Origin of the sequence: Streptomyces sp. NPDC087270 (assembly GCF_044744625.1) — a bacterium.
Lineage (GTDB): Bacteria > Actinomycetota > Actinomycetes > Streptomycetales > Streptomycetaceae > Actinacidiphila.
The window spans coordinates 172,279-193,068 of record NZ_JBIUYR010000019.1; the positions used below are offsets into that span (position 1 = coordinate 172,279).

15 protein-coding genes are annotated in these 20,790 nt (G+C 71.9%); 4 read left to right on the forward strand and 11 right to left on the reverse strand.

What is annotated here, in order from left to right; translation table 11 throughout:
* The 4 genes from rapZ to uvrA form a co-directional block, all read right to left on the reverse strand.
* Entirely contained in the window at nt 1–894 is an 894-nt protein-coding gene (rapZ, locus tag ACIPAE_RS31735) for an RNase adapter RapZ (RefSeq protein ID WP_329374384.1), read from the reverse strand.
* Nucleotides 895–1,094: 200 nt separating this feature from the next.
* Nucleotides 1,095–3,335 (reverse strand): excinuclease ABC subunit UvrC, encoded by a 2,241-nt coding sequence (uvrC, locus tag ACIPAE_RS31740; protein WP_402449929.1) that lies wholly within the window; start codon nt 3,333–3,335, stop codon nt 1,095–1,097.
* A gap of 47 nt (nt 3,336–3,382) precedes the next feature.
* Nucleotides 3,383–3,814 (reverse strand): Rieske (2Fe-2S) protein, encoded by a 432-nt coding sequence (locus ACIPAE_RS31745; protein WP_329370574.1) that lies wholly within the window; start codon nt 3,812–3,814, stop codon nt 3,383–3,385.
* A 142-nt stretch (nt 3,815–3,956) separates the two neighbouring features.
* Nucleotides 3,957–6,926, reverse strand: coding sequence for an excinuclease ABC subunit UvrA (uvrA, locus tag ACIPAE_RS31750; RefSeq protein WP_329370572.1), 2,970 nt, complete (start codon nt 6,924–6,926; stop codon nt 3,957–3,959).
* Between the two features lie 245 nt (nt 6,927–7,171).
* On the opposite strand from uvrA, the gene ACIPAE_RS31755 reads away from it, so the two are divergent.
* Nucleotides 7,172–7,828: an MBL fold metallo-hydrolase gene (locus ACIPAE_RS31755; protein ID WP_329370570.1), complete on the forward strand. Its 657-nt coding sequence runs from the start codon at nt 7,172–7,174 to the stop codon at nt 7,826–7,828.
* Between the two features lie 58 nt (nt 7,829–7,886).
* Here the strand turns inward: ACIPAE_RS31755 and ACIPAE_RS31760 are convergent, their stop codons facing one another.
* On the reverse strand, nt 7,887–8,366 hold the full coding sequence (locus ACIPAE_RS31760; RefSeq protein WP_366414372.1) for a hypothetical protein: 480 nt from the start codon (nt 8,364–8,366) through the stop codon (nt 7,887–7,889).
* Nucleotides 8,363–8,842 (reverse strand): hypothetical protein, encoded by a 480-nt coding sequence (locus tag ACIPAE_RS31765; protein ID WP_329370566.1) that lies wholly within the window; start codon nt 8,840–8,842, stop codon nt 8,363–8,365. The genes ACIPAE_RS31760 and ACIPAE_RS31765 overlap by 4 nt, the downstream gene beginning before the upstream one ends.
* 39 nt (nt 8,843–8,881) lie before the next feature.
* Here ACIPAE_RS31765 and ACIPAE_RS31770 point away from each other — a divergent pair, with 39 nt between their 5' ends.
* Nucleotides 8,882–9,874 (forward strand): helix-turn-helix transcriptional regulator, encoded by a 993-nt coding sequence (locus ACIPAE_RS31770; protein ID WP_402449933.1) that lies wholly within the window; start codon nt 8,882–8,884, stop codon nt 9,872–9,874.
* A 31-nt stretch (nt 9,875–9,905) separates the two neighbouring features.
* Here the strand turns inward: ACIPAE_RS31770 and ACIPAE_RS31775 are convergent, their stop codons facing one another.
* From ACIPAE_RS31775 to uvrB, 5 genes are all read right to left on the reverse strand, one after another.
* A complete protein-coding gene (locus ACIPAE_RS31775; RefSeq protein ID WP_402449934.1) occupies nt 9,906–11,003 on the reverse strand; it encodes a cytochrome c oxidase assembly protein in 1,098 nt (365 codons plus the stop codon).
* Nucleotides 11,004–11,152: 149 nt separating this feature from the next.
* The gene (locus tag ACIPAE_RS31780) at nt 11,153–12,256 is read right to left on the reverse strand and encodes a TerC family protein (protein WP_402449936.1); all 1,104 of its coding nucleotides are present in this window, start codon (nt 12,254–12,256) and stop codon (nt 11,153–11,155) included.
* A gap of 274 nt (nt 12,257–12,530) precedes the next feature.
* Nucleotides 12,531–14,498 carry a TerD family protein gene (locus ACIPAE_RS31785; protein WP_402449939.1) on the reverse strand — a complete coding sequence of 656 codons (1,968 nt, stop codon included), beginning with the start codon at nt 14,496–14,498 and terminating at the stop codon, nt 12,531–12,533.
* A gap of 82 nt (nt 14,499–14,580) precedes the next feature.
* Nucleotides 14,581–15,159, reverse strand: coding sequence for a TerD family protein (locus ACIPAE_RS31790; RefSeq protein WP_328462811.1), 579 nt, complete (start codon nt 15,157–15,159; stop codon nt 14,581–14,583).
* Between the two features lie 217 nt (nt 15,160–15,376).
* Entirely contained in the window at nt 15,377–17,473 is a 2,097-nt protein-coding gene (gene uvrB / locus ACIPAE_RS31795; protein WP_366414536.1) for an excinuclease ABC subunit UvrB, read from the reverse strand.
* A gap of 141 nt (nt 17,474–17,614) precedes the next feature.
* On the opposite strand from uvrB, the gene ACIPAE_RS31800 reads away from it, so the two are divergent.
* Nucleotides 17,615–18,142: a methylated-DNA--[protein]-cysteine S-methyltransferase gene (locus ACIPAE_RS31800; protein ID WP_328462815.1), complete on the forward strand. Its 528-nt coding sequence runs from the start codon at nt 17,615–17,617 to the stop codon at nt 18,140–18,142.
* 273 nt (nt 18,143–18,415) lie between these two features.
* Nucleotides 18,416–20,743 carry an alpha-L-fucosidase gene (locus tag ACIPAE_RS31805; protein WP_366414534.1) on the forward strand — a complete coding sequence of 776 codons (2,328 nt, stop codon included), beginning with the start codon at nt 18,416–18,418 and terminating at the stop codon, nt 20,741–20,743.
* Nucleotides 20,744–20,790: the final 47 nt, after the last annotated feature.

Sequence of the window (20,790 nt, forward strand, 5' to 3'; positions counted from 1 at the left end):
TCACTCGCGCCCCATGTCCCTGTGTACGGTCACCGTTTCCACTCCGTCCGCCGCCAGCCGCGCCGCGAGCCGTTCCGACATCGCCACGCTGCGGTGCTTGCCGCCGGTACACCCGACGGCGATGGTCACATAGCGCTTGCCCTCGCGCCGGTAGCCCGACGCGATGATGTGCAGCAGCTCGGCGTACCGGTCCAGGAACTCCTTGGCGCCGGGCTGGTTGAACACGTACGTGGCCACCTCGTCGTTGAGCCCGGTGAAGGGACGCAGCTCCGGCACCCAGTGCGGGTTGGGCAGGAAGCGGCAGTCCACCACCAGGTCGGCGTCGACGGGAAGCCCGTACTTGTAACCGAACGACATGACGGTGGCCCGAAGTTCCGGTTCCTCGTCACCGGCGAACTGGGCGTCGAGCTTGGCCCGCAGTTCGTGCACGTTGAGACTGGAGGTGTCGATCACCAGGTCGGCGTCGCCGCGCAGTTCGCGCAGCAGGTCGCGTTCGGCCGCGATGCCGTCGACGATCCGGCCGGTGCCCTGAAGGGGGTGCGGGCGGCGGACGGACTCGAAGCGCCGCACCAGCGCGTCGCCGGACGCCTCCAGGAAGATCACCCGGCGCTTGACGCCCTTGGTGGCGAGGTCGGCGAGCGACTCGCGCAGGTTGTCGAAGAACTGCCGGCCGCGCACGTCGACCACCACCGCGATCCGCGCCACGTTCCCCTGGGAGCGGGCGCCGAGGTCGACCATGGTGGGGATGAGGGCGGGCGGCAGGTTGTCCACGACGAACCAGCCGAGGTCCTCCAGGCACTTGGCCGCGGTGCTGCGGCCGGCTCCGGACATGCCGGAGATGATCACGAGTTCGGGGATGGGTGCCGGGGTCTCCCCCGCTGCGCCGCTGGTCATGTCGGTGCTGGTCCCGTTGTCGGCGGTGTTCTCGTCGATGGTGCTGTTCCCGTTGGTGGTGCGGATGTCGTCGGCGGTGCGGATGTCGTCGGTGGTGCCGGTCTCGTCGGCGGTGCCGCTCGCGTCGCCGGAGCCGGTCTTGCCGGTGCTGCCGGTGCTGCCGGTGCCCGGTGTGGCGGTCCTGGGTTCTTCGTGCTCGCTCATCTGCTCTTCCCCCGATGGTCTGACGGGTCTGCCGCGGGCCCGGCGGACTGCCCGTCGCTGTCCTCGATGATCTCTCCGGTCGCGGTGTTCACGGCCGGCCCGGCCGGTGCCGCGGCCGCCAGGGTGGCGGCGACCGTCTCCGCGGTGCGAAGGCCGATCCCCGGTACCTCGCAGATCTCCGCGATGGTCGCCGAGCGCAGCCGCTTCAGCGAGCCGAAGTGCTTGAGCAGGGCCTGCTTGCGGGTGGCGCCGAGCCCGGGCACCGCGTCCAGGGCGCCGGCCTTCATCGACTTGGAGCGCTTGCTGCGCTGGTAGGCGATGGCGAAGCGGTGTGCCTCGTCGCGGACCCGCTGGAGCAGGTACAGGCCCTCGCTGGTGCGCGGCAGGATCACCGGGTCGTCGTCGCCCGGCAGCCAGACCTCCTCCAGCCGCTTGGCCAGCCCGCAGACCGCGACGTCGTCTATGCCGAGCTCGGCCAGGGCCCGGCTCGCGGCGGCGACCTGGGGCTGGCCGCCGTCGACCACGACGAGCTGCGGCGGGTAGGCGAACTTGCGGGGGCGCCCGGTGTCGGGGTCGATCGGACCGCCGACCGCCTCGTCCTGCTCCGCCGCGTCGTCGTGCCCGGTCAGGTCGTGCCCGTGCCCGGTCAGGTCGTGCCCGTGCCCGGTCAGGTGATCGGCCAGGTCGTGCCCGTGTCCGGCCAGGTGATCGGCCAGGTCGTGGTCGTGGTCGTCGGGCTGCTGCCGGCCGCCGTCGGGCGGGCTCTGCTGGTCCTGCGGGTTCTCCTCCTGCTCCTCCCACTCGCTGGTGCGCTGCTTCTCCTGGAGGTAGCGGCGGAACCGGCGGGTGATCACCTCGTGCATGGACCGGACGTCGTCCTGCCCGGCGAACGACTTGATCTGGAAGCGGCGGTACTCGCTCTTACGGGCCAGGCCGTCCTCGAAGACCACCATGGACGCCACCACGTCGTCGCCCTGGAGGTGGCTGATGTCGTAGCACTCGATACGCAGCGGCGCCGTGTCGAGGTCGAGGGCGGTGGCGATCTCCTCCAGCGCGCGGGAGCGGGTGGTCAGGTCCGAGGCGCGCTTGGTCTTGTGCAGGGCCAGCGCCTGCTGCGCGTTGCGCTGCACGGTGGCCATCAGGTCCTTCTTGTCGCCGCGCTGCGGCACCCGCAGGCTGACGTGCGAACCGCGCCGCTCGGCCAGCCACTGCGCCACCGGCTCCTCCGGCTCGGGCAGCGCCGGGACCAGCACTTCCTTGGGCACGCCGCCGCTGCCGCCGGACTGCTCCGCGTCACCGCGCTCGTCGCCGTACAGCTGCTGGATGGCGTGCTCGACCAGGCCCGCGGTGTCGACCGCCTCCACCTTGTCGGTGACCCAGCCGCGCTGCCCGCGCACCCGGCCGCCGCGGACGTGGAAGATCTGCACGGCCGCTTCGAGTTCGTCCTCGGCGACCGCGATCAGGTCGGCGTCGGTGGCGTCGGCGAGCACCACCGCGTTCTTCTCCATGGCGCGGCGCAGCGCCTCGATGTCGTCGCGCAGCCGGGCCGCCTGTTCGTACTCCATGGCGGCGGCCGCGTCCTTCATCCGCTGCTCCAGCCGGCGCAGGTAGGTGCCGGTGTGGCCGGCCATGAAGTCACTGAACTCCTCGGCGAGTTCACGGTGGTCCTGCGGGCTGATCCGGCCTACGCAGGGCGCGGAGCACTTGCCGATGTAGCCGAGCAGGCAGGGCCGGCCGATCTGCGCGGAACGCTTGAACACCCCGGCCGAGCAGGTGCGGACCGGGAAGACCCGCAGCAGCAGGTCGACGGTCTCGCGGATCGCCCACGCGTGGGCGTACGGCCCGAAGTAGCGCACGCCCTTGCGCTTGGGCCCGCGCATCACCTGGACCCGCGGGAACTCCTCGTTCATCGTCACGGCGAGCGACGGATAGCTCTTGTCGTCGCGGTACTTGACGTTGAACCGCGGGTCGAACTCCTTGATCCAGGAGTACTCCAGCTGCAGCGCCTCGACCTCAGTGGAGACCACCGTCCACTCCACGGACGCGGCGGTGGTCACCATCGTGGCGGTGCGCTGGTGCAGGTTGGTGATGTCCTGGAAGTACGACGACAGGCGCTGCCGCAGGCTCTTCGCCTTGCCGACGTAGATCACCCGGCGGTGCTCGTCCCGGAACTTGTAGACCCCTGGGGAGTCGGGGATCTGGCCCGGCTTCGGTCGATAGCTGCTGGGGTCTGCCATGCCTTCCACCCTACTGTCGGGAGACGACGATCCAGGGGCAGGAGCGGTCAGGTCGCGGGGCCCGCCGTCAGCTTGCCGCCGACCGCCTTGATGTCCACCGCCGGCAGCGCCTTCGGGGCCGGGCCGCGCACGACGGCGCCGGTCTCGGCGTTGAACTCGCTGCCGTGGCACGGGCAGGACGCGGTGGTGCCGTCCACCGTGTCGAGCACGCAGCCCTCATGGGTGCAGACCGCGCTGAACGCCTTGAAGGTGCCCTGGGTCGGCTGCGACACCAGCACCTTGTCGTCGCGGAAGAGCTTGGCGCCGCCGACCGGCACCGCGGAGGACGCGCCGAGGTCCACCGGCTTGGTCGGGCCGTCCGCGGAGTCGTTCTTCTTGCCGCCGCACGCGCTGAGGCCGACTCCGGCGGCTCCGACGGCGCCGGCCAGGGCCGCGCCGCGAAGGACGGTCCGACGGGTGGCGGGCAGTTCGGTGGACATGGGCGCTCCTGGTGCGGGATGTGACCGGTCTTGCGGTCCGTACCTTACGTCCCGCACCTGGACGCCTTTGCGACGGCATACCGCGACAATGTCCCCGGCCCGCGTGGAGCCGGGGACACCTGCCGTCCGGGACGCCCGCCGGCTATGCCTTGGCGGCGCGCTTGCGCGGAGCCACGGCCTTCTTCGCCGTCTTCGCTGTCTTCGCCGCCGCGGTCGCCTTCTTCGCCGGAGCCCGCTTCCTGGGCGCGGGCACGGCCGCGTCGCTGACCGCGTCCGGGCTGAGGATGTCCCGCAGGAACTTGCCGGTGTGGCTGGCCGGGACGCCCGCGATCTGCTCGGGGGTGCCCTCGGCGACCACCAGCCCGCCGCCGCTGCCGCCCTCGGGGCCCATGTCCACCACCCAGTCGGCGGTCTTGATCACATCGAGGTTGTGCTCGATGACGATCACGGTGTTCCCCTTGTCGACCAGCCCGGAGAGCACCTTGATCAGCTTGCTGATGTCCTCGAAGTGCAGACCGGTGGTCGGCTCGTCCAGCACGTAGACGGTGCTGCCGGTGGCGCGCCGCTGCAGCTCGGAGGCGAGTTTCACCCGCTGCGCCTCGCCGCCGGAGAGGGTCGGGGCGGGCTGGCCGAGCCGGACGTACCCCAGACCGACTTCGTTGAGGGTGCGCAGGTGGCGGGCGATGGCGGGCACCGCCTCGAAGAAGTCCAGCGCCTCCTCGATCGGCATGTCCAGCACCTCGGCGATGGACTTGCCCTTGTAGTGCACCTCAAGGGTCTCCCGGTTGTACCGCGCGCCGTGGCAGACCTCGCAGGGGACGTAGACATCCGGGAGGAAGTTCATCTCGATCTTGATGGTGCCGTCGCCCGAGCAGTTCTCGCAGCGGCCGCCCTTGACGTTGAAGGAGAAGCGGCCGGGCAGATAACCGCGGACCTTCGCCTCCATCGTCTCGGCGAACAGCTTGCGGACGTTGTCGAAGACGCCGGTGTACGTGGCCGGGTTGGAGCGCGGGGTGCGGCCGATCGGCGACTGGTCGACGTGCACCACCTTGTCCACCAGGTCGTCGCCGTCCACCCGGGTGTGGCGGCCGGGGACGCTGCGGGCGCCGTTCAGCTCGCGGGCGAGGTGGGTGTACAGGATGTCGTTGACCAGGGTGGACTTGCCGGAGCCGGAGACACCGGTGACCGCGGTGAGCACGCCCAGCGGGAAGGACACGTCGATGTCCTGGAGGTTGTGCTCGCGGGCGCCGTGCACCGTCAGCCGGCGCGCACGGTCGATCGGGCGGCGGTCGGCCGGGGTCGGGATGGAGCGCTTGCCGGAGAGGTACTGCCCGGTCAGCGACTCCTCGTTGACCAGCAGCTCCTTCAGGGAGCCGGAGTGGACGACCTTGCCGCCGTGCTCGCCGGCGCCGGGGCCGATGTCCACCACCCAGTCGGCGGTCTTGATGGTGTCCTCGTCGTGCTCGACGACGATCAGGGTGTTGCCCAGGTCACGCAGCCGGACCAGGGTCTCGATCAGCCGGTGGTTGTCCCGCTGGTGCAGGCCGATGGAGGGCTCGTCCAGGACGTAGAGCACGCCGACCAGGCCGGAGCCGATCTGGGTGGCCAGCCTGATCCGCTGCGCCTCGCCGCCGGACAGGGTGCCCGCGGCGCGGTTGAGCGAGAGGTAGTCCAGGCCGACGTCGACCAGGAAGCGCAGCCGCTCGTTGACCTCCTTGAGGACGCGCTCGGCGATCTTCTTGTCGCGGGCGGCGAGCTTCATCCCGGCCAGGAACTCGGCGCAGTCGCTGATCGACATCGCGGCGACGTCGGCGATCGACCTGTCCTGCACGGTGACCGCCAGCACGATCGGCTTCAGCCGCCGGCCCTCACAGGTGGGGCAGGGCACCGCCCGCATGTACCCCTCGAAGCGCTCGCGGCTGGAGTCGCTCTCCGACTCGTTGTGCCGGCGGCGGACGTAGGGGATCACGCCCTCGAAGTGCGTGGTGTACGAGCGCTCGCGGCCGAACCGGGTCTTGTACGCCACCCGGACCTCGGACTTGTGCCCGTAGAGCAGCGCCTTCTTGGCGCGCGCGGGCAGGCCCGCGTACGGGATGTCGGTGCGGAAGCCGACCTCCTTGGCGACGCTCTGCACCAGCTTGTCGAAGTACCCCTTGGACATGCCGCTGGACCACGGTGACAGGGCGCCCTCGTCGAGCGACTTCTGCTCGTCGGGCACGATCAGCTCGGGGTCGATCTCCATCCGGGAGCCGATGCCGGTGCAGTCCGGGCAGGCGCCGAAGGGCGAGTTGAAGGAGAAGGAGCGCGGCTCCAGCTCCTCGAACGACAGGTCGTCGTAAGGGCAGTAGAGGTGCTCGGAGAACATCCGCTCGCGCTGCGGGTCGTCCTCGGGCAGGTCGACGAAGTCGAGGATGACCATGCCGCCGGAGAGGCCGAGCGCGGTCTCCACCGAGTCGGTGAGGCGGCGCTTGGCGCTGTCCTTGACGGTGAGGCGGTCGACGACCACCTCGATGGTGTGCTTCTCCTGCTTCTTCAGCTTGGGCGGGTCGGTGAGCTGGACGGTGGCGCCGTCCACCCGGGCCCGGCTGTACCCCTTGGTCTGGAGGTCGGAGAAGAGGTCGACGAACTCGCCCTTGCGCTCGCGCACCAGCGGGGAGAGCACCTGGAAGCGGACGCCCTCCTCCAGCTCCAGCACCCGGTCCACGATCGCCTGCGGGGACTGCCGGGCGATCGGACGGCCGCACTCGGGGCAGTGCGGCTTGCCGATCCGGGCGAAGAGCAGCCGCAGGTAGTCGTAGACCTCGGTGATGGTGCCGACGGTCGAGCGCGGGTTGCGGGAGGTGGACTTCTGGTCGATGGAGACGGCCGGTGACAGGCCCTCGATGAAGTCCACGTCGGGCTTGTCCATCTGCCCGAGGAACTGCCTGGCGTAGGACGAGAGCGACTCGACGTACCGGCGCTGGCCCTCCGCGAAGATCGTGTCGAAAGCGAGCGAGGATTTCCCGGAACCGGACAGCCCGGTGAACACGATGAGCGAGTCCCGGGGCAGGTCCAGCGAGACGTTCCGGAGATTGTGCTCGCGAGCGCCGCGGACGGTGAGTCGGTCGGCCACGCCAGTGCACCTTTCCGTAGTAGGGGGACGGTGAACGGTCAACACCCCCCGGTCAGCCTAAACGGGGAACGGTCGACATTTCTTCCTCTCGGACCTCTTGCCGGTCCTGTCGCCGCCGTCTGGCCCGGCCGCTGCGACACTCACGACTCTATAGCACGCACATTCGATTCCCGGCCTTCCACTGCCCCTTTCACCCGATCGTGTGGTGCATGCGTCCCCGGCGTGACAGGCCATAGGCTGGGCGCATGGCGTATACGGGAGAGGTCACGGTCGGCGGCACGCCCGACGTGCACGAGCTGGAAGACCTGATCATCACGAAGGTCGCGGTCGGCCCCATGAACAACAACGCGTACCTGCTGCGCTGCCGGGCCACCGGCGAGCAGCTGCTGATCGACGCGGCCAACGACGCGGGGACCCTGCTGGAGGTCGTCGGTACCGATGGTCTCACTTCCGTGGTCACCACCCATCAGCACGGCGACCACTGGCAGGCGCTCCAGGACGTGGTGACGGCCACCGGGGCCGCCACCTACGCCGGGCGCGAGGACGCCCCGGGCATCCCCGTGCCCACCGGCACCCTGCTGGACGACGGCGACACCGTCCCGCTCGGCCCGCTGCGCCTCACCGTCCGCCACCTCGTGGGCCACACCCCCGGCAGCGTCGCCGTCATCTACGACGACCCGCACGGTCACCCGCACGTGTTCACCGGCGACTGCCTGTTCCCCGGCGGCGTGGGCAACACGCACGACGACCCCGCCGCGTTCACCAGCCTCCTCGACGGCGTGTCGGCCAAGCTCTTCGACGTCCTCCCGGACGAGACCTGGGTCTACCCGGGCCACGGCGACGACACGACCATCGGCGCCGAGCGCCCCCACCTCGCGGAGTGGCGCGCACGCGGCTGGTGAGCGGGGCAGGGCCGTTCCGGACCGCACGGCCCGGCCGGACCGTGCGGTCCGGTACGGCTCAGTCCCGGCGGCGGGTCATGCGCATCGTCCAGTTGGTCAGCCAGGTGGCGCCGCCGTCGGTGGAGAACGCCTGCTCCCACCGGGCGGCGTCGGCGGTGACGCCGCTCCACAGGAACCGGACCCGCACGTTGCGGCCCTCGTGGCGGTCGTTGCCGTGGAACTCGCCGACGCCGTCGGTGAAGCGGCCGACGACCGGTGGGAACAGGGTGCCGGTGCGCTCGCTCGCCCAGTACAGGGACCACTCCTGGCGGACAGGGTCGTGGAGCCGCAGGGTCAGGCCGGCGGAGCCCTTGGTGGGGAAGGTCACCTCGTCGAAGTTGGCGTTCCCCCCGAAGTGGCCGGAGGCGCGGCTCACGCCGGGGAACTCCTCCCAGGGCGACTGCGGGTCGAGGAAGTCGGTGCGCCGCCGGTTGGCGACGTCCCAGGTGCCGACGAGGAAGTCGAAGTCGTGCGCGGTGCTGCTCGGGGTGCTGGTCACGGGCGGTCTCCGGTGGTGCCGTCGGGAAGGGTGTCCAGGAGGTAGGCGTCCAGGTCGGGCGGGTCGGCGGCCAGGACGTGCCGCACCCAGGCGTCCCGCTCGTGCAGCAGCGGCGGCAGCTCCCAGACGCAGCCGATCAGCGACCGCTCGACCCGGACGAAGCGGGTCGGGTCGTGGTCGGGGCAGCCGAGCACCGGCTGCCCGGCCGCCGCTCCCGCGAAGTGCAGGGCGTTGTCCCAGGCCCAGGTGTAGGCGTTGAGGTAGGCGCCGTCGTCCCCTCCCCTGTGGAGGACGACGAAGCCCGCGCCGGGCGTCCCGTCGGGTTCGGGCAGCAGGTCGGGCAGGAGCGCGTACGCGGCCGCCTCGACCTCCGGCGCGATCCCCGCGGGGTCGGCGGTGACGTGGTACCGCTTGAGGCGGCGACCGCCGACCTCCAGCGGCGGCCGCGCGGTCAGCAGTTTCTCGGTGAAAGGCATGGCTGGACGCTAGAACGGCTTCACTGACACCCTGTGTCAGTGAAGTCCAGCCGGCTGCTGTCAATCCTGCTGCTGCTCCAGAACAGGGGCCGGCTGACCGCCGCCCAGCTCGCCGCGGAGCTGGAGGTCTCGGTCCGCACCGTCTACCGCGACGTGGAGGCCCTGCACGCCGCCGGTGTCCCGCTCTACGGCGACGCCGGCCACGCCGGCGGCTACCGGCTGCTCGACGGCTACCGGACCCGGCTGACGGGGTTCACCTCCACCGAGGCCGACGCGCTGCTCCTGTCCGGCGCGCCGGGCCCGGCCGCGGATCTGGGGCTCGGCCCCTCCCTGGCGGCGGCCCAGCTGAAACTGCGGGCGGCCCTTCCCGCGGAGCTGCGCGCCCAGGCGACCAGGATCGCCGCCCGCTTCCACCTCGACGCGCCGGGCTGGTACACCGAGGACGCCGACCTGCGGTTCCTGCGGCAGGTCGCGGACGCGGTCTGGCACAGCAGGGCGATCGAGGTCCGGTACCGCCGCTGGAAGGAGCCCACCGACGTCGACCGCCGGCTGGAACCGTACGGCCTGGTGCTCAAGGCCGGCCGCTGGTACGCCGTGGCGGGCCCGGGGCCGCGTACGTACCGCGTGGACCAGATCCTCGCGCTGACGCCCACGGCGGAGGGCTTCCAGCCGCCGCCGGACTTCGACCTGGCGGACTACTGGCAGCGCCACCAGGCGGACTTCCACGCCCGCCTGCACCAGGAGGAGGCCACGGTACGGCTCTCCCCCGCGGCGGGGGCACGGCTGACCGGGGCGGCGGCCCGGGCGCTCGCGGCCACCGGCAGCACGGAAACGGACGGCTGGACCCGCGCGGTACTGCCCGTGGAGTCCGTGGACCAGGCGCACGCCTTCTTCCTGTCGCTGGGCGCCGAGGCCGAGGTGCTGGCCCCGGCCGCGCTGCGCGCACGGCTGGCCGAGACCGCGGCCGCGCTGGCGGTCCGCTACGCCGGGCCCGCGCCGGAGGCGGAACCGCCCACGGCCGCCGCGCCCTGACCCGCCTCCGGGCGCCGGGCGGCGACGGCGCTCAGCGGCGGCGGCGCATCCGCTCGCCGACCTCGCCCTCGTCCGTCTCCCACCAGGGGCGGGTGGACACAGGCACCTCGGCCCGAGCGGGCGCGGCCGGGGCCGAGGGGGCGGGCACCGCGGCGGAGGGCGCACCGCCGCCCGAAGCGCCGCCCGAAGCGCCCGCGGGAGAGTCGGAGGCCGCCGAAGCCCCGGAAGGCACCTGCTGCTCGGCCCGGGCCGACAGCACGGCCTCGCGGTCGAGGGCGGCGTCGAGCGCGGCGGTCTTGTCCCGGTCGGCGCGCCACCACTCCATGAAGACCAGCAGGAGGAAGGGCAGCCCGACGAGTTCGGCGAGGGCCAGCATGAGGCCGCCGCCGAGCATCTGGTCGCGCTTGACGGAGGGCCCCCAGTCGCGGGTGTGCGTGTGGTACCAGTGGCCGGCGACCAGGGTGCCGCTGGTCATCACGACGATGCCGGGCACGGAGTCGAAGAGTCCGTCGAGGAAGACCAGGACCGCGCGCACCGGGTGGTTGCACCAGCGCGGCAGCAGCTCCTGGCGGCTGAGCATGGGCAGCACGAACAGGCATCCGGTGAGCAGCAGTTGCAGGTGCATCAGCTGCCGTACGGAGTCGTGGGCGAGCGCGTGCGGGAAGTACGGCGTGAAGTAGATGGTCAGTTCGGAGACGAGTACCAGGACCGAGCTGATCAGCGGGTAGGTGAGCACGCGCACCGGGCGGGAGGAGAACGCGCGGCGCAGGCGGCTGCCGGGGGCGGCGAGGCCGATCGGGTCGCCGAGCGCGAGGCCGAGCGGGGCGAACAGGTCGAGCAGGATGTTCTGCACGGCCGCGGGCCAGAACAGCACCCGGTTGTAGACGGCGAGCGCCGACATGGTCGCGAAGACCAGGGTGCCGAGGCCGAAGACGTAGAAGACGGCGACCCGCCACAGCGGCCAGCGGCCACCGGAGGCGAGCCTGCGCCGTACGCCGTATCCGTACACCGCGCCGAGCAGGAGCACGGCGGCCAGGGCGACGCCGTCGAGTTGCCAGGTGCCGAGGAAGCGGCTCCCGGTCAGCTCGGGCAGTGCCTGGAAGCCGGGCGCGGCTGCCGTGGTCGCCACATCTGTGCCTTTCGCGTGGGTCCTGGGCCGACGGAGCCACGCTAGTCCCCGGGCCGGGCCGCCCGTACGCAGGGGGGCGGCCCGGGGCCGGGGTGTCGTCAATCGCCGTGGGGCGCCCGGGGCGCCGCCGGACGGCCGTCAGGGGTGCGTCAGGACCTCTGGCGGCGCTGGGCCGGCTGCCGGTCGAGCCGGTGGGAGCCGGACTCCGGGGCGGGTTCGCCCTGGTCGGAGGGGTCCTCGGCGGTGTTCCCCGCGGTGTCCCCGGCGGGGTGTTCCCCGGCGGGCGCGGGCGTGGTGCCGTCGGCCGGGGCGCCCCCGCGGCTGACGGCCAGGCTCGTCGCGGTCGTCACCGCGAGCACGGCCACGATCACCCCCAGGGAGACGGGGATGGAGATCTCGGGGACGTGCACCCCGGCCTCGTGCAGGGCGTGCAGCACCAGCTTGACGCCGATGAACCCGAGGATCACCGAGAGCCCGTACGACAGGTGCACCAGCCTCTTGAGCAGGCCGCCGATCAGGAAGTAGAGCTGGCGCAGGCCCATCAACGCGAACGCGTTGGCGGTGAAGACGATGTACGGGTCCTGGGTGAGGCCGAAGATCGCCGGGATCGAGTCGAGCGCGAAGAGCACGTCGGTGGTGCCGATGGCGAGCATCACCACGAGCATCGGGGTCATCAGCCGCTTGCCGTTCTCGGTGACGAAGAGCAGCGTGCCGTGGTAGCTCCGGGTGGACGGGACGCGCTTGCGCACCGCCTTGAGCACCCGGTTCTCCTCGAACTCCTCGTCCTGCTGGGGTCCGGCCATCGCCTCCTTGACCAGCTTCCACGCGGTCCAGATCAGGAACGCGCCGAAGATGAAGAAGACCCAGGAGAAGCTCGCCACGATGGTGGCGCCGGCCGCGATGAACACCGCGCGCAGCAGGAGCGCGATGAGCACGCCGATCAGCAGCACGCGCTGCTGGTACCGCGTGGGCACCGCGAACTTCGCCATGATCAGCACGAAGACGAAGAGGTTGTCGACGCTGAGCGACTTCTCGGTGATGTATCCGGCGAAGAACTCGCCGGCGGGGCGGCCGCCGGCGAAGACCAGCAGGCCGACGCCGAACAGCCCGGCGAGGACGACCCAGACCGCGGTCCAGATCCCGGCCTCGCGGACGGACACGTCGTGGGGGTTGCGGCCGATCAGAAAGTCGGCGCCGATGAGGGCGAACAGTCCTGCGATGGTGAGCGCCCAGAGGGTGAGCGAGACATCCACGGGATCTCCGGCTGTAGCGGTCGGTCAAACAACCGTACACGAATGCCCAAGAAATGGTAAAGAGATGCCGAAGGTGACGGCGTGTCGCACTCCGGGCGGCAGCGGCTCGCCGAGCAGGTCGTGCGTGCTCGCGGGCAGTCCGTACGGGGCCGAGCGGGCGGCTTCGGGCCGTGCGGACGCCGCGTCAGATCGGGCGGGGAACGGGGGCGGCGTGGGGAACTGGGGCGGCGTCAGCCGCGGCGGCCGGGGCGGGCGCGGTACGGCCGGGCCGCCCTCACCTCCCGTACGCCGGACGGGCCGCGGCCAGCCTGCGCAGCACCTGCGCCACCACCTGGCTGCCCGGCGGCACCAGCGCGGGTTCGTACGTCCACGCGTGGCCCACCCACGGGTCGGCGAGGTGGTCGCTGGGCAGCGGGGTGAGCCGCAGCATCGAGCGCCACAGCGGGTCGAGCACCGGGCCGTACGCCGAGGCGTCGTCGCGATCGGCGACCAGCAGCAGGTGGACGCCCGCGGCGGGCCCTTCGTCGGCGAGGTAGCGCAGCTGGTTGACGGCGCGGTCGTCGAAGCCGTACGGGAACTCGTTGACGATCAGCAACTGCTCGGCCTGGTCGAACCCGGGCGGCAGCGAGTCGGCCGCGCCGCCGCGCATGGCCATCTGGAGCAGGTCGACCCGCGCGGTGAGGCGGCCCAGCACCTCGTTGACACCGGCGGCGCCCGCGGCCGGCGGCGGCAGCGCCAGCGCGCCACCGGAGTACAGCGGGGCGAACGCGGTGGCGGCCGAGCCGGCCGGGTCCAGCGCGTGCATGGCGAAGCCGCCCGCCGGGTGGCAGGCCAGCAGCCGGGCGGCGGTCGCGACGGCGACCTCCATCGCGACGCCGCGGTCGTCGGCGCTGTCGATCCACAGCCCGCGCTCCAGCGGCAGCCGGACCAGCAGCGGGATCGGCAGTTCGGGCGCCTCGGGCACGGTGAGGCCGCCGAGCCGCACGGCGAGCGCCGGCTGCTCGGGCACTTCGTACGCGTGCCAGGCCGGGTTCTCCCAGCCGGCGAACGCGGGCGGCAGCGCGGGCTCGACCACCTCGGCCTCGGCGGCGAGTTGGGCGAGGTCGCGGTCGAGCACGGCCCTGGCCTGGTCGACCAGCGCGACCTGCTTCGTCATCGCCTGGTCGCGGGCCGCCTCGGCCTGCGCTCCGCCGCGGGTGCGCGGGTCGGCGAGCAGCGCGTCCAGCTCCTGGTCGTACCGCGACTGCGCGAAGTCCTCGGCGCTGCGGTACGCGGCGACGGTGCGGGCCAGGTCCTCGAACATGCCCCAGATCTGGTTGTGCAGCCGCTCCTCCAAGGTCCAGCCGCCGGCGTCCCCGGCGACCGGGACGGGCGGGCCGTCCGCGGCGGCGGATGCCGCGGCGGCCGGGGCGTACTGCGGCGGGTGCGGCGGCATCGGCGGGGCGCTCGACGCGGACGCCGGCTCGGGCTGCGGCGCGGCCGGTACGGTGCGGCGGCGCGGGTGGCGGTAGTCCACCGGGCCGGCCGGCGGCGCTTCGGCGGGGGCGGGCACGGTGGGCGCCGCGGAGGTCGTGTGTGCCGCGGGCGAGGTGGGCGACGTGGGCGTGGCGGGCGAGGTGGGCGCTGGGGGCGCGTCCACCGAGCGGGACTGCTCGCGCTCCACCGCGTCGTGGATCTCCTGCGCGACCGCGCGGGCGTCGGGCACGCCCTGGTCGAGCAGCAGCGCGGGCAGCCCGCCGTCGTACCCCTGGCCGACCGCGCGGACCTTCCAGGTGCCCTGGCGCCGGTAGAGCTCGACGGCGAGCAGGGCGGTCTCGCGGCCCAGGCCGGTGAGGGTGTAGCCGGCGATGGCGGTGCCGTCGGGGTCGGTCACGGCCACCTGCGGGGCCGGTGCGGCACCGAAGTCCACGGGGGCGCCGGCGCGGCCGACGGGCAGCGCCAGCAGGACGTGCACGCGGTGCACGTCCTGCGGCATGGCGCCCAGGTCCACGGCGAGGCGGTGCTCGGCGGCGGCCTGCCGGGGCACCTCGACACCCGGAAGCTGCGGAGCGCCGGGGTGGGCCAGCCACTCCCGCCCGGCCGCCGGGCCCGACCGGCCGTCGCCGCTGCCCGGCCCGAAGGCCCGGCCCTCCGCGTCGCCCAGGGTGACCGCGGCCACCACCGGGGTCCCCGCCGACACCCGGATCTCCAGCCGGTTGCCGGGCAGCGGATGGTTCTGCCCCCGGACCAGTTCGGCCGTCATGCCAGCCGCCCCCTGCTTTTCGTTGTCGTGCGTGTCCGTCTGCGCGCCGTGGCCCGGTCGCCCGGACCACGGCCCCACCCTGCTACAGGGCGGGCAGTATCGCCGGGATCAGGTCCTGGAACGTCCGGCCGTTGGCCGCGGTGCCGATCGCGGTCATCGACCAACCGGTGGTGCCGCGCTGCACCTTGGCCATGATCTGCGCGGTGTACGGGCCGCCGCCGGTGAGGGTGTAGCGGGCCAGCTCCTGGCCGTTGCTCTCGTCCACCAGGCGGCAGAACGCGTTCTGCACCTCGGCGAAGGTCTGGCCGGTGAAGGAGTTCACCGTGAAGACGATCTGGTCGACGTGCACCGGGACCCGCTGGAGGTCGACGATGATCGACTCGTCGTCGCCGCCCTGGCCCGCGCCGCCGACGAGGTTGTCGCCGGTGTGCCGGACCGAGCCGTCGTCACTGGTGAGGTGGCGGAAGAACACCACGTCGACCGGCTGCTTGTCGGCGAAGAGGACCGCGGAGGCGTCGAGGTCGATCTCCCGCGTGCGGCTGCCGAACAGACCCCGGCGCGGCGCAGCCTGCCAGCCCAGCCCCATCCTGACCGCGGTCAGCGTCCCCCCGTCGGCCTTGCTCAGGCTGATCTTCTGCCCCTTGGTCATGTTGACCGTCACGCGCTGTCCCCTCTCACCCGTTGTGTTCCGACTGCTTCGTGCGCTTCATCCGCGGCTCTGGCACGGAAAAGCCGTGCCCGCACCCTAACAAGACGCCGCCGGACGGTATCCCGGTTCGTCAGCGCGGAATTCCGATTGTCCGCCCGCCCCCTCACGGTGCTGACGCGCTTGCCCGACCGGGGCTGACGCGACGCAACATCCGCGGGCGCGGCCGGCGTTACGCGATGCCCGCCTCGCGCATCTGCCGCAGCTCCTTCTTCAGGTCGCCCAGCTCGTCCCTCAGCCGGGCCGCCACCTCGAACTTCAGCTCGCCGGCCGCGGTGTGCATCTGCTCGGTGAGTTGGGCGATGAGATCGGCGAGTTCCTCGGCGGGCATCGCCGCCCCCGTCCGCTTCTCGCCGGCCTTGCCGGCCAGCGCCGGCACCGGCGCCTTGCCGCGCGAGCGCTGCCGCCCGGAGCCCAGCAGCTCCTGCGTGTCGGCCTCCTCGCGCGCGTAGGCGTCCAGGATGCCGGCGATCTTCTTGCGCAACGGCTGCGGGTCGATGCCGCGCTCGGTGTTGTACGCGATCTGCTTCTCCCGGCGGCGGTTGGTCTCGTCGATGGCCTTCGCCATCGCCGGGGTGATCCGGTCGGCGTACATGTGCACCTGGCCGGAGACGTTACGGGCGGCGCGGCCGATGGTCTGGATGAGGGAGGTGCCCGACCGCAGGAAGCCCTCCTTGTCCGCGTCGAGGATCGCCACGAGCGAGACCTCGGGCAGGTCCAGGCCCTCACGCAGCAGGTTGATGCCGACCAGAACGTCGAACTCGCCGGCGCGCAGCTCCTGGAGCAGCTCCATCCGGCGCAGCGTGTCGATGTCGCTGTGCAGGTACCGCACCTGCACGCCCAGCTCCAGCAGGTAGTCGGTGAGGTCCTCGGCCATCTTCTTGGTGAGGGTGGTGACCAGCACCCGCTCGTCCTTCTCCGCGCGCACCCGGATCTCGTGCACCAGGTCGTCGATCTGGCCCTCGGTGGGCTTGACCACGACCTCGGGGTCGATCAGCCCGGTCGGCCGGATGATCTGCTCCACCACGCCGTCGCCGCGGGAGAGTTCGTACGGCCCAGGGGTGGCCGACAGGTAGACCTTCTGGCCGACCCGGGTCAGGAACTCCTCCCACTTCAGCGGGCGGTTGTCCAGCGCGGAGGGCAGCCGGAAGCCGTGGTCGACGAGGGTGCGCTTGCGGGACGCGTCGCCTTCGTACATCGCGCCGATCTGCGGCACCGTGTTGTGCGACTCGTCGATGACCAGCAGGAAGTCCTCGGGGAAGTAGTCGATGAGGGTGTCCGGGGCGGAGCCGGGGCCGCGGCCGTCGATGTGCCGGGAGTAGTTCTCGATGCCGGAGCAGGTGCCGATCTGCCGCATCATCTCGATGTCGTACGTGGTGCGCATCCGCAGCCGCTGGGCCTCCAGGAGCTTGCCCTGCTTCTCCAGCAGGGCGAGCTGGCCCTCCAGCTCCTGCTCGATCCCGGCGATGGCCCGCTCCATGCGCTCGGGTCCCGCGACGTAGTGCGTCGCGGGGAAGACGTAGACCTGCTCGTCCTCGGTGATGACCTCGCCGGTGAGCGGGTGCAGCGTGTAGAGCGCCTCGATCTCGTCGCCGAACATCTCGATGCGGACGGCCAGCTGCTCGTAGACCGGGAAGATCTCGACGGTGTCGCCGCGGACCCGGAAGGTGCCGCGGGTGAACGCCAGGTCGTTGCGCGTGTACTGGATGTCGACGAACTTGCGCAGCAGCCGGTCGCGGTCGATCACGTCGCCGACCTTGAGCCGGACCATCCGGTCGATGTACTCCTGCGGGGTGCCCAGGCCGTAGATGCACGAGACGGAGGCGACCACGACGACGTCCCTGCGGGTGAGCAGCGAGTTCGTCGCCGAGTGGCGAAGCCGCTCCACCTCTTCGTTGATCGACGAGTCCTTCTCGATGTAGGTGTCCGTCTGCGGGACGTACGCCTCCGGCTGGTAGTAGTCGTAGTACGACACGAAGTACTCGACCGCGTTGTTCGGCAGGAGCTCGCGGAACTCGTTGGCGAGCTGGGCGGCCAGCGTCTTGTTCGGGGCCATCACCAGGGTGGGGCGCTGGAGCCGCTCGATCATCCACGCGGTGGTCGCCGACTTGCCCGTGCCGGTGGCGCCGAGCAGCACCACGTCCTGTTCGTCGGCGCGGATACGGCGCTCGAGGTCCTCGATCGCCGCCGGCTGGTCGCCGCTGGGCTGGAAGGGGCTGACGACCTCGAAAGGCGCCACAGTGCGTTCGATGTCTGAAACGGGCCGCATGACACCACCGTACGGCGCCCCTGTGACAATCACGGTCCCGCTCGCCCCGCCCACCTCACGAAACGGCTTTGACCTGCGGTTTCCATGGTGGCGGCGGTGAGGCCGGGGGCGTTGTCGGACCCTGCGTCTAGCGTGGTGGGCATGGACGAGGTGGCGTGGGTGGTGCGGGACACGGCGGTGGGGCCGCTGATGGCGGCGTGGAGCGGTCAGGGGCTGGTGCTGGTGGCGTTCAGGGCGGGGCCGGCGACGGTGGCGCGGGAGGTGGGCGCGCTGGAGCGGCGGCTGGGGTGCGCTGTGGTGGAGGACCCGGAGCGGCTGGCGCCGGTGACGGAGCAGCTGGACGCGTACTTCGCGGGGGAGCTGAAGGAGTTCGATCTTGCGCTGGACTGGTCGCTGACCACCGGTTTCAACCGGCGGGTGCTGCGGGAGCTGGCGACGGGCGTGCCGTACGGCGCGGTGGTGGGCTACCAGGACCTCGCCGACCGGGTGGGCGAGCCGGGCGCGGCGCGGGCGGTGGGCGCGGCGATGGGGGCGAATCCGCTGCCGGTGGTGGTGCCCTGCCACCGGGTGGTGGAGAGCGACGGCGGCATAGGCGGCTTCGGCGGCGGCCTGGAGATCAAGCGGACGCTGCTGGCGCTGGAAGGGGTACTGCCCGCTCCGCTGTTCTGACGGCATCCCGGCGGGTCGGTGGGCCGGTGGGTGCGCGCGCTGCCCCACTTCCGGCGGGTCGGCGGGCCGGCCCCGCGGACCGGGTGCCGGTGCGCCCGGCTGCGCCCGCCGGGCGAAGCGTGCCCGGGAACGGCCCGTTCGGTCCGATCTATTGACATGCCCCCGCCTCCTCCCCAGGATCACTCATCGGATGTATACCCATTCGCGATGGGCCAATCCCCAGGGCACTGAGGAGGGCGCATGACCACGTTCCCACGACGCCAGGTACTCGGAATGGCAGCGGGCGCAGCCGTGGGCACCACACTGATCTCCGCAGGAAGCGCGGCGGCCGACACCGCCGACACCACAGCATCGCAGGCCACTTCGAATACGTGGGGGACCGTGCCGGACGCGGTACAGGTCCCGCTGGACGCCTGGTTCGACAACGACGGCATCGACACCGCGGCCGCCCGCGGCGGGGACTTCGACGGCTCCGGCTACTCCTTCCCCGGCGAGGAGCTGCCGTCAGGGACAGCAGTCGTCGGAGGGGTGAGCTTTCGCTTTCCCTCGTCCGCGGCCGGCGCCAAGAACAACATCGTGGCGAACGGGCAGCGCGTCGACCTCCCGCCCGGCGGGTATCTGTTCGCCTCGTTCCTCGTCTCGTGCAGCTACGGCGCGACCTCGGGCACCGCGACCGTGCACTACGCGGACGGCAGCACGTCCACCGCCGCGCTCGGCGGCGGCGACTGGTACTCCGGTGGCGGTGCGTTGACCACGACCTTCCGCTACTCCCCCGACGGCACCGACCCGCACCCGGTCTCCATGAGCGTCAGCGAGCTGTGGACGGACCCGACGCGGCAGGCCGTCGGTGTCACCCTGCCCTCCACCGGGCCGGCCCAGGCCGGCACCTCCGCGCTGCACGTCTTCGCGCTCTCCCTGCAGCCGGCCGCCACCGGCCGCGCGCTGACCATCCGCTCGGCCGCCTCCACCAACTCGCTGACCGGCCCGCACGGCACCCAGAGCGTCGAGGCCACCGTGCTCAACGCCGGCACCGTGTGGGTCCGGCCCACCGACGCGCTCTCGGTGGACGTCGCGGTCGACAGCGGCTCCGCCGGCGCCCGTACGATCGCCCCCGCCGCGGTGCCGTTCCTCGGGCCCGGCGAGCAGGCCCGGCTGCGGATCGGCATCCGCAACGCGCCGGGGACCGCGCCCGGCACCGCCGCCACGGGCACCGTGCGGGTCACCGGCCGCGGCCGGACCGCCGCCGCCCGCAGCACCCCGCTGATCCTCGGCACCCCCGACTACCAGCCCACCGACGCGTCGCTCGACACCCACCAGGCCCCGTACTGGTTCAGCGACGCCAAGTTCGGCATCTTCATCCACTGGGGCGTCTACTCGGTGCCGGCCTGGTCGCCGGTCGGCGGCTCGTACGCCGAGTGGTACTGGAACTCGATGCAGACCACCGGCGACCCGGTGAACGCCTACCACGCGCAGACCTACGGCGAGGACTTCGCGTACGACGACTTCATCCCGATGTTCACCGCGAGCCGGTTCAACCCCCGTTCCTGGGTGGAGCTGTTCCAGGACGCGGGCGCCGAGTACTACGTGCTGACCTCCAAGCACCACGAGGGCTTCGCGCTGTGGGACACCAAGGTCTCCGACCGCAACGCGGTCCGGATGGGACCCCACCGCGACCTGGTCGACGCGCTGTTCACCGCGTCGCGCACGTACACCCCGCGGCTGCACAACGGCCTGTACTTCTCGATGCCCGAGTGGTTCAACCCGGACAGCCCGTGGATGGGCCACGCCCCGCGCAACCCGTACACCCTGGAGCCGGTGCCGTACACCGGCTACACCGCGGGCAAGGACTTCGTCGCGGACTACCAGGCCCCGCAGATGCGGGAGTTGATCGAGGGCTACGACCCCGACGTCATCTGGTGCGACATCGGCGGCGCCAACGACAGCGACCATGTGCTCGCCGACTACTTCAACCACGCCAAGAACCGGGCGCGTCCGAAGGACGTGACGGTCAACGACCGCTCCGGCATCGCGCCGCACGACTTCACCACGCCGGAGTACACCACCTACGCCAACACGGTGGTGGCGAAATGGGAGGCCAGCCGGGGCCTGGACCCGCACAGCTACGGCTACAACCGCGCGACCCCCGACGACCAGTACATGACCGCGGAACAGGTCGTGCAGACGCTCGTCGACATCGTCAGCAAGAACGGCAACTTCCTGCTCGACATCGGGCCCAAGGCCGACGGCACCATCCCGTCGGTCATGGAGCAGCGGCTGCGGGAGACCGGCCGGTGGCTGCGGGTCAACGGCGAGTCGGTCTACGGCACGACGTACTGGTCGGCGATGGCGCAGCTCGACGAGCTGCGGTTCAGCGTCAAGCAGGGCGAGGCGTTCTACATCTCCTCGCTGGGCGACCCGGGCAGCAAGCTGGTGGTGCGGGCGCCGGTGCCGATCCGCAAGGGCGACAAGGTGACCATGCTGGGCCATGACCGGCCGCTGGACTGGGAGTTCGACGGCGGCACGCTCACCGTGCAGGTCCCGGCCGCGGCCCGCGCGGCCGGGAGGTACGCCTGGGTGTTCAAGGTCCACTGGTCGCGCTGACCGCGCTGACCGCGCCGCGCCGCGGTCCCGGGGCGGCTACGTCCCCG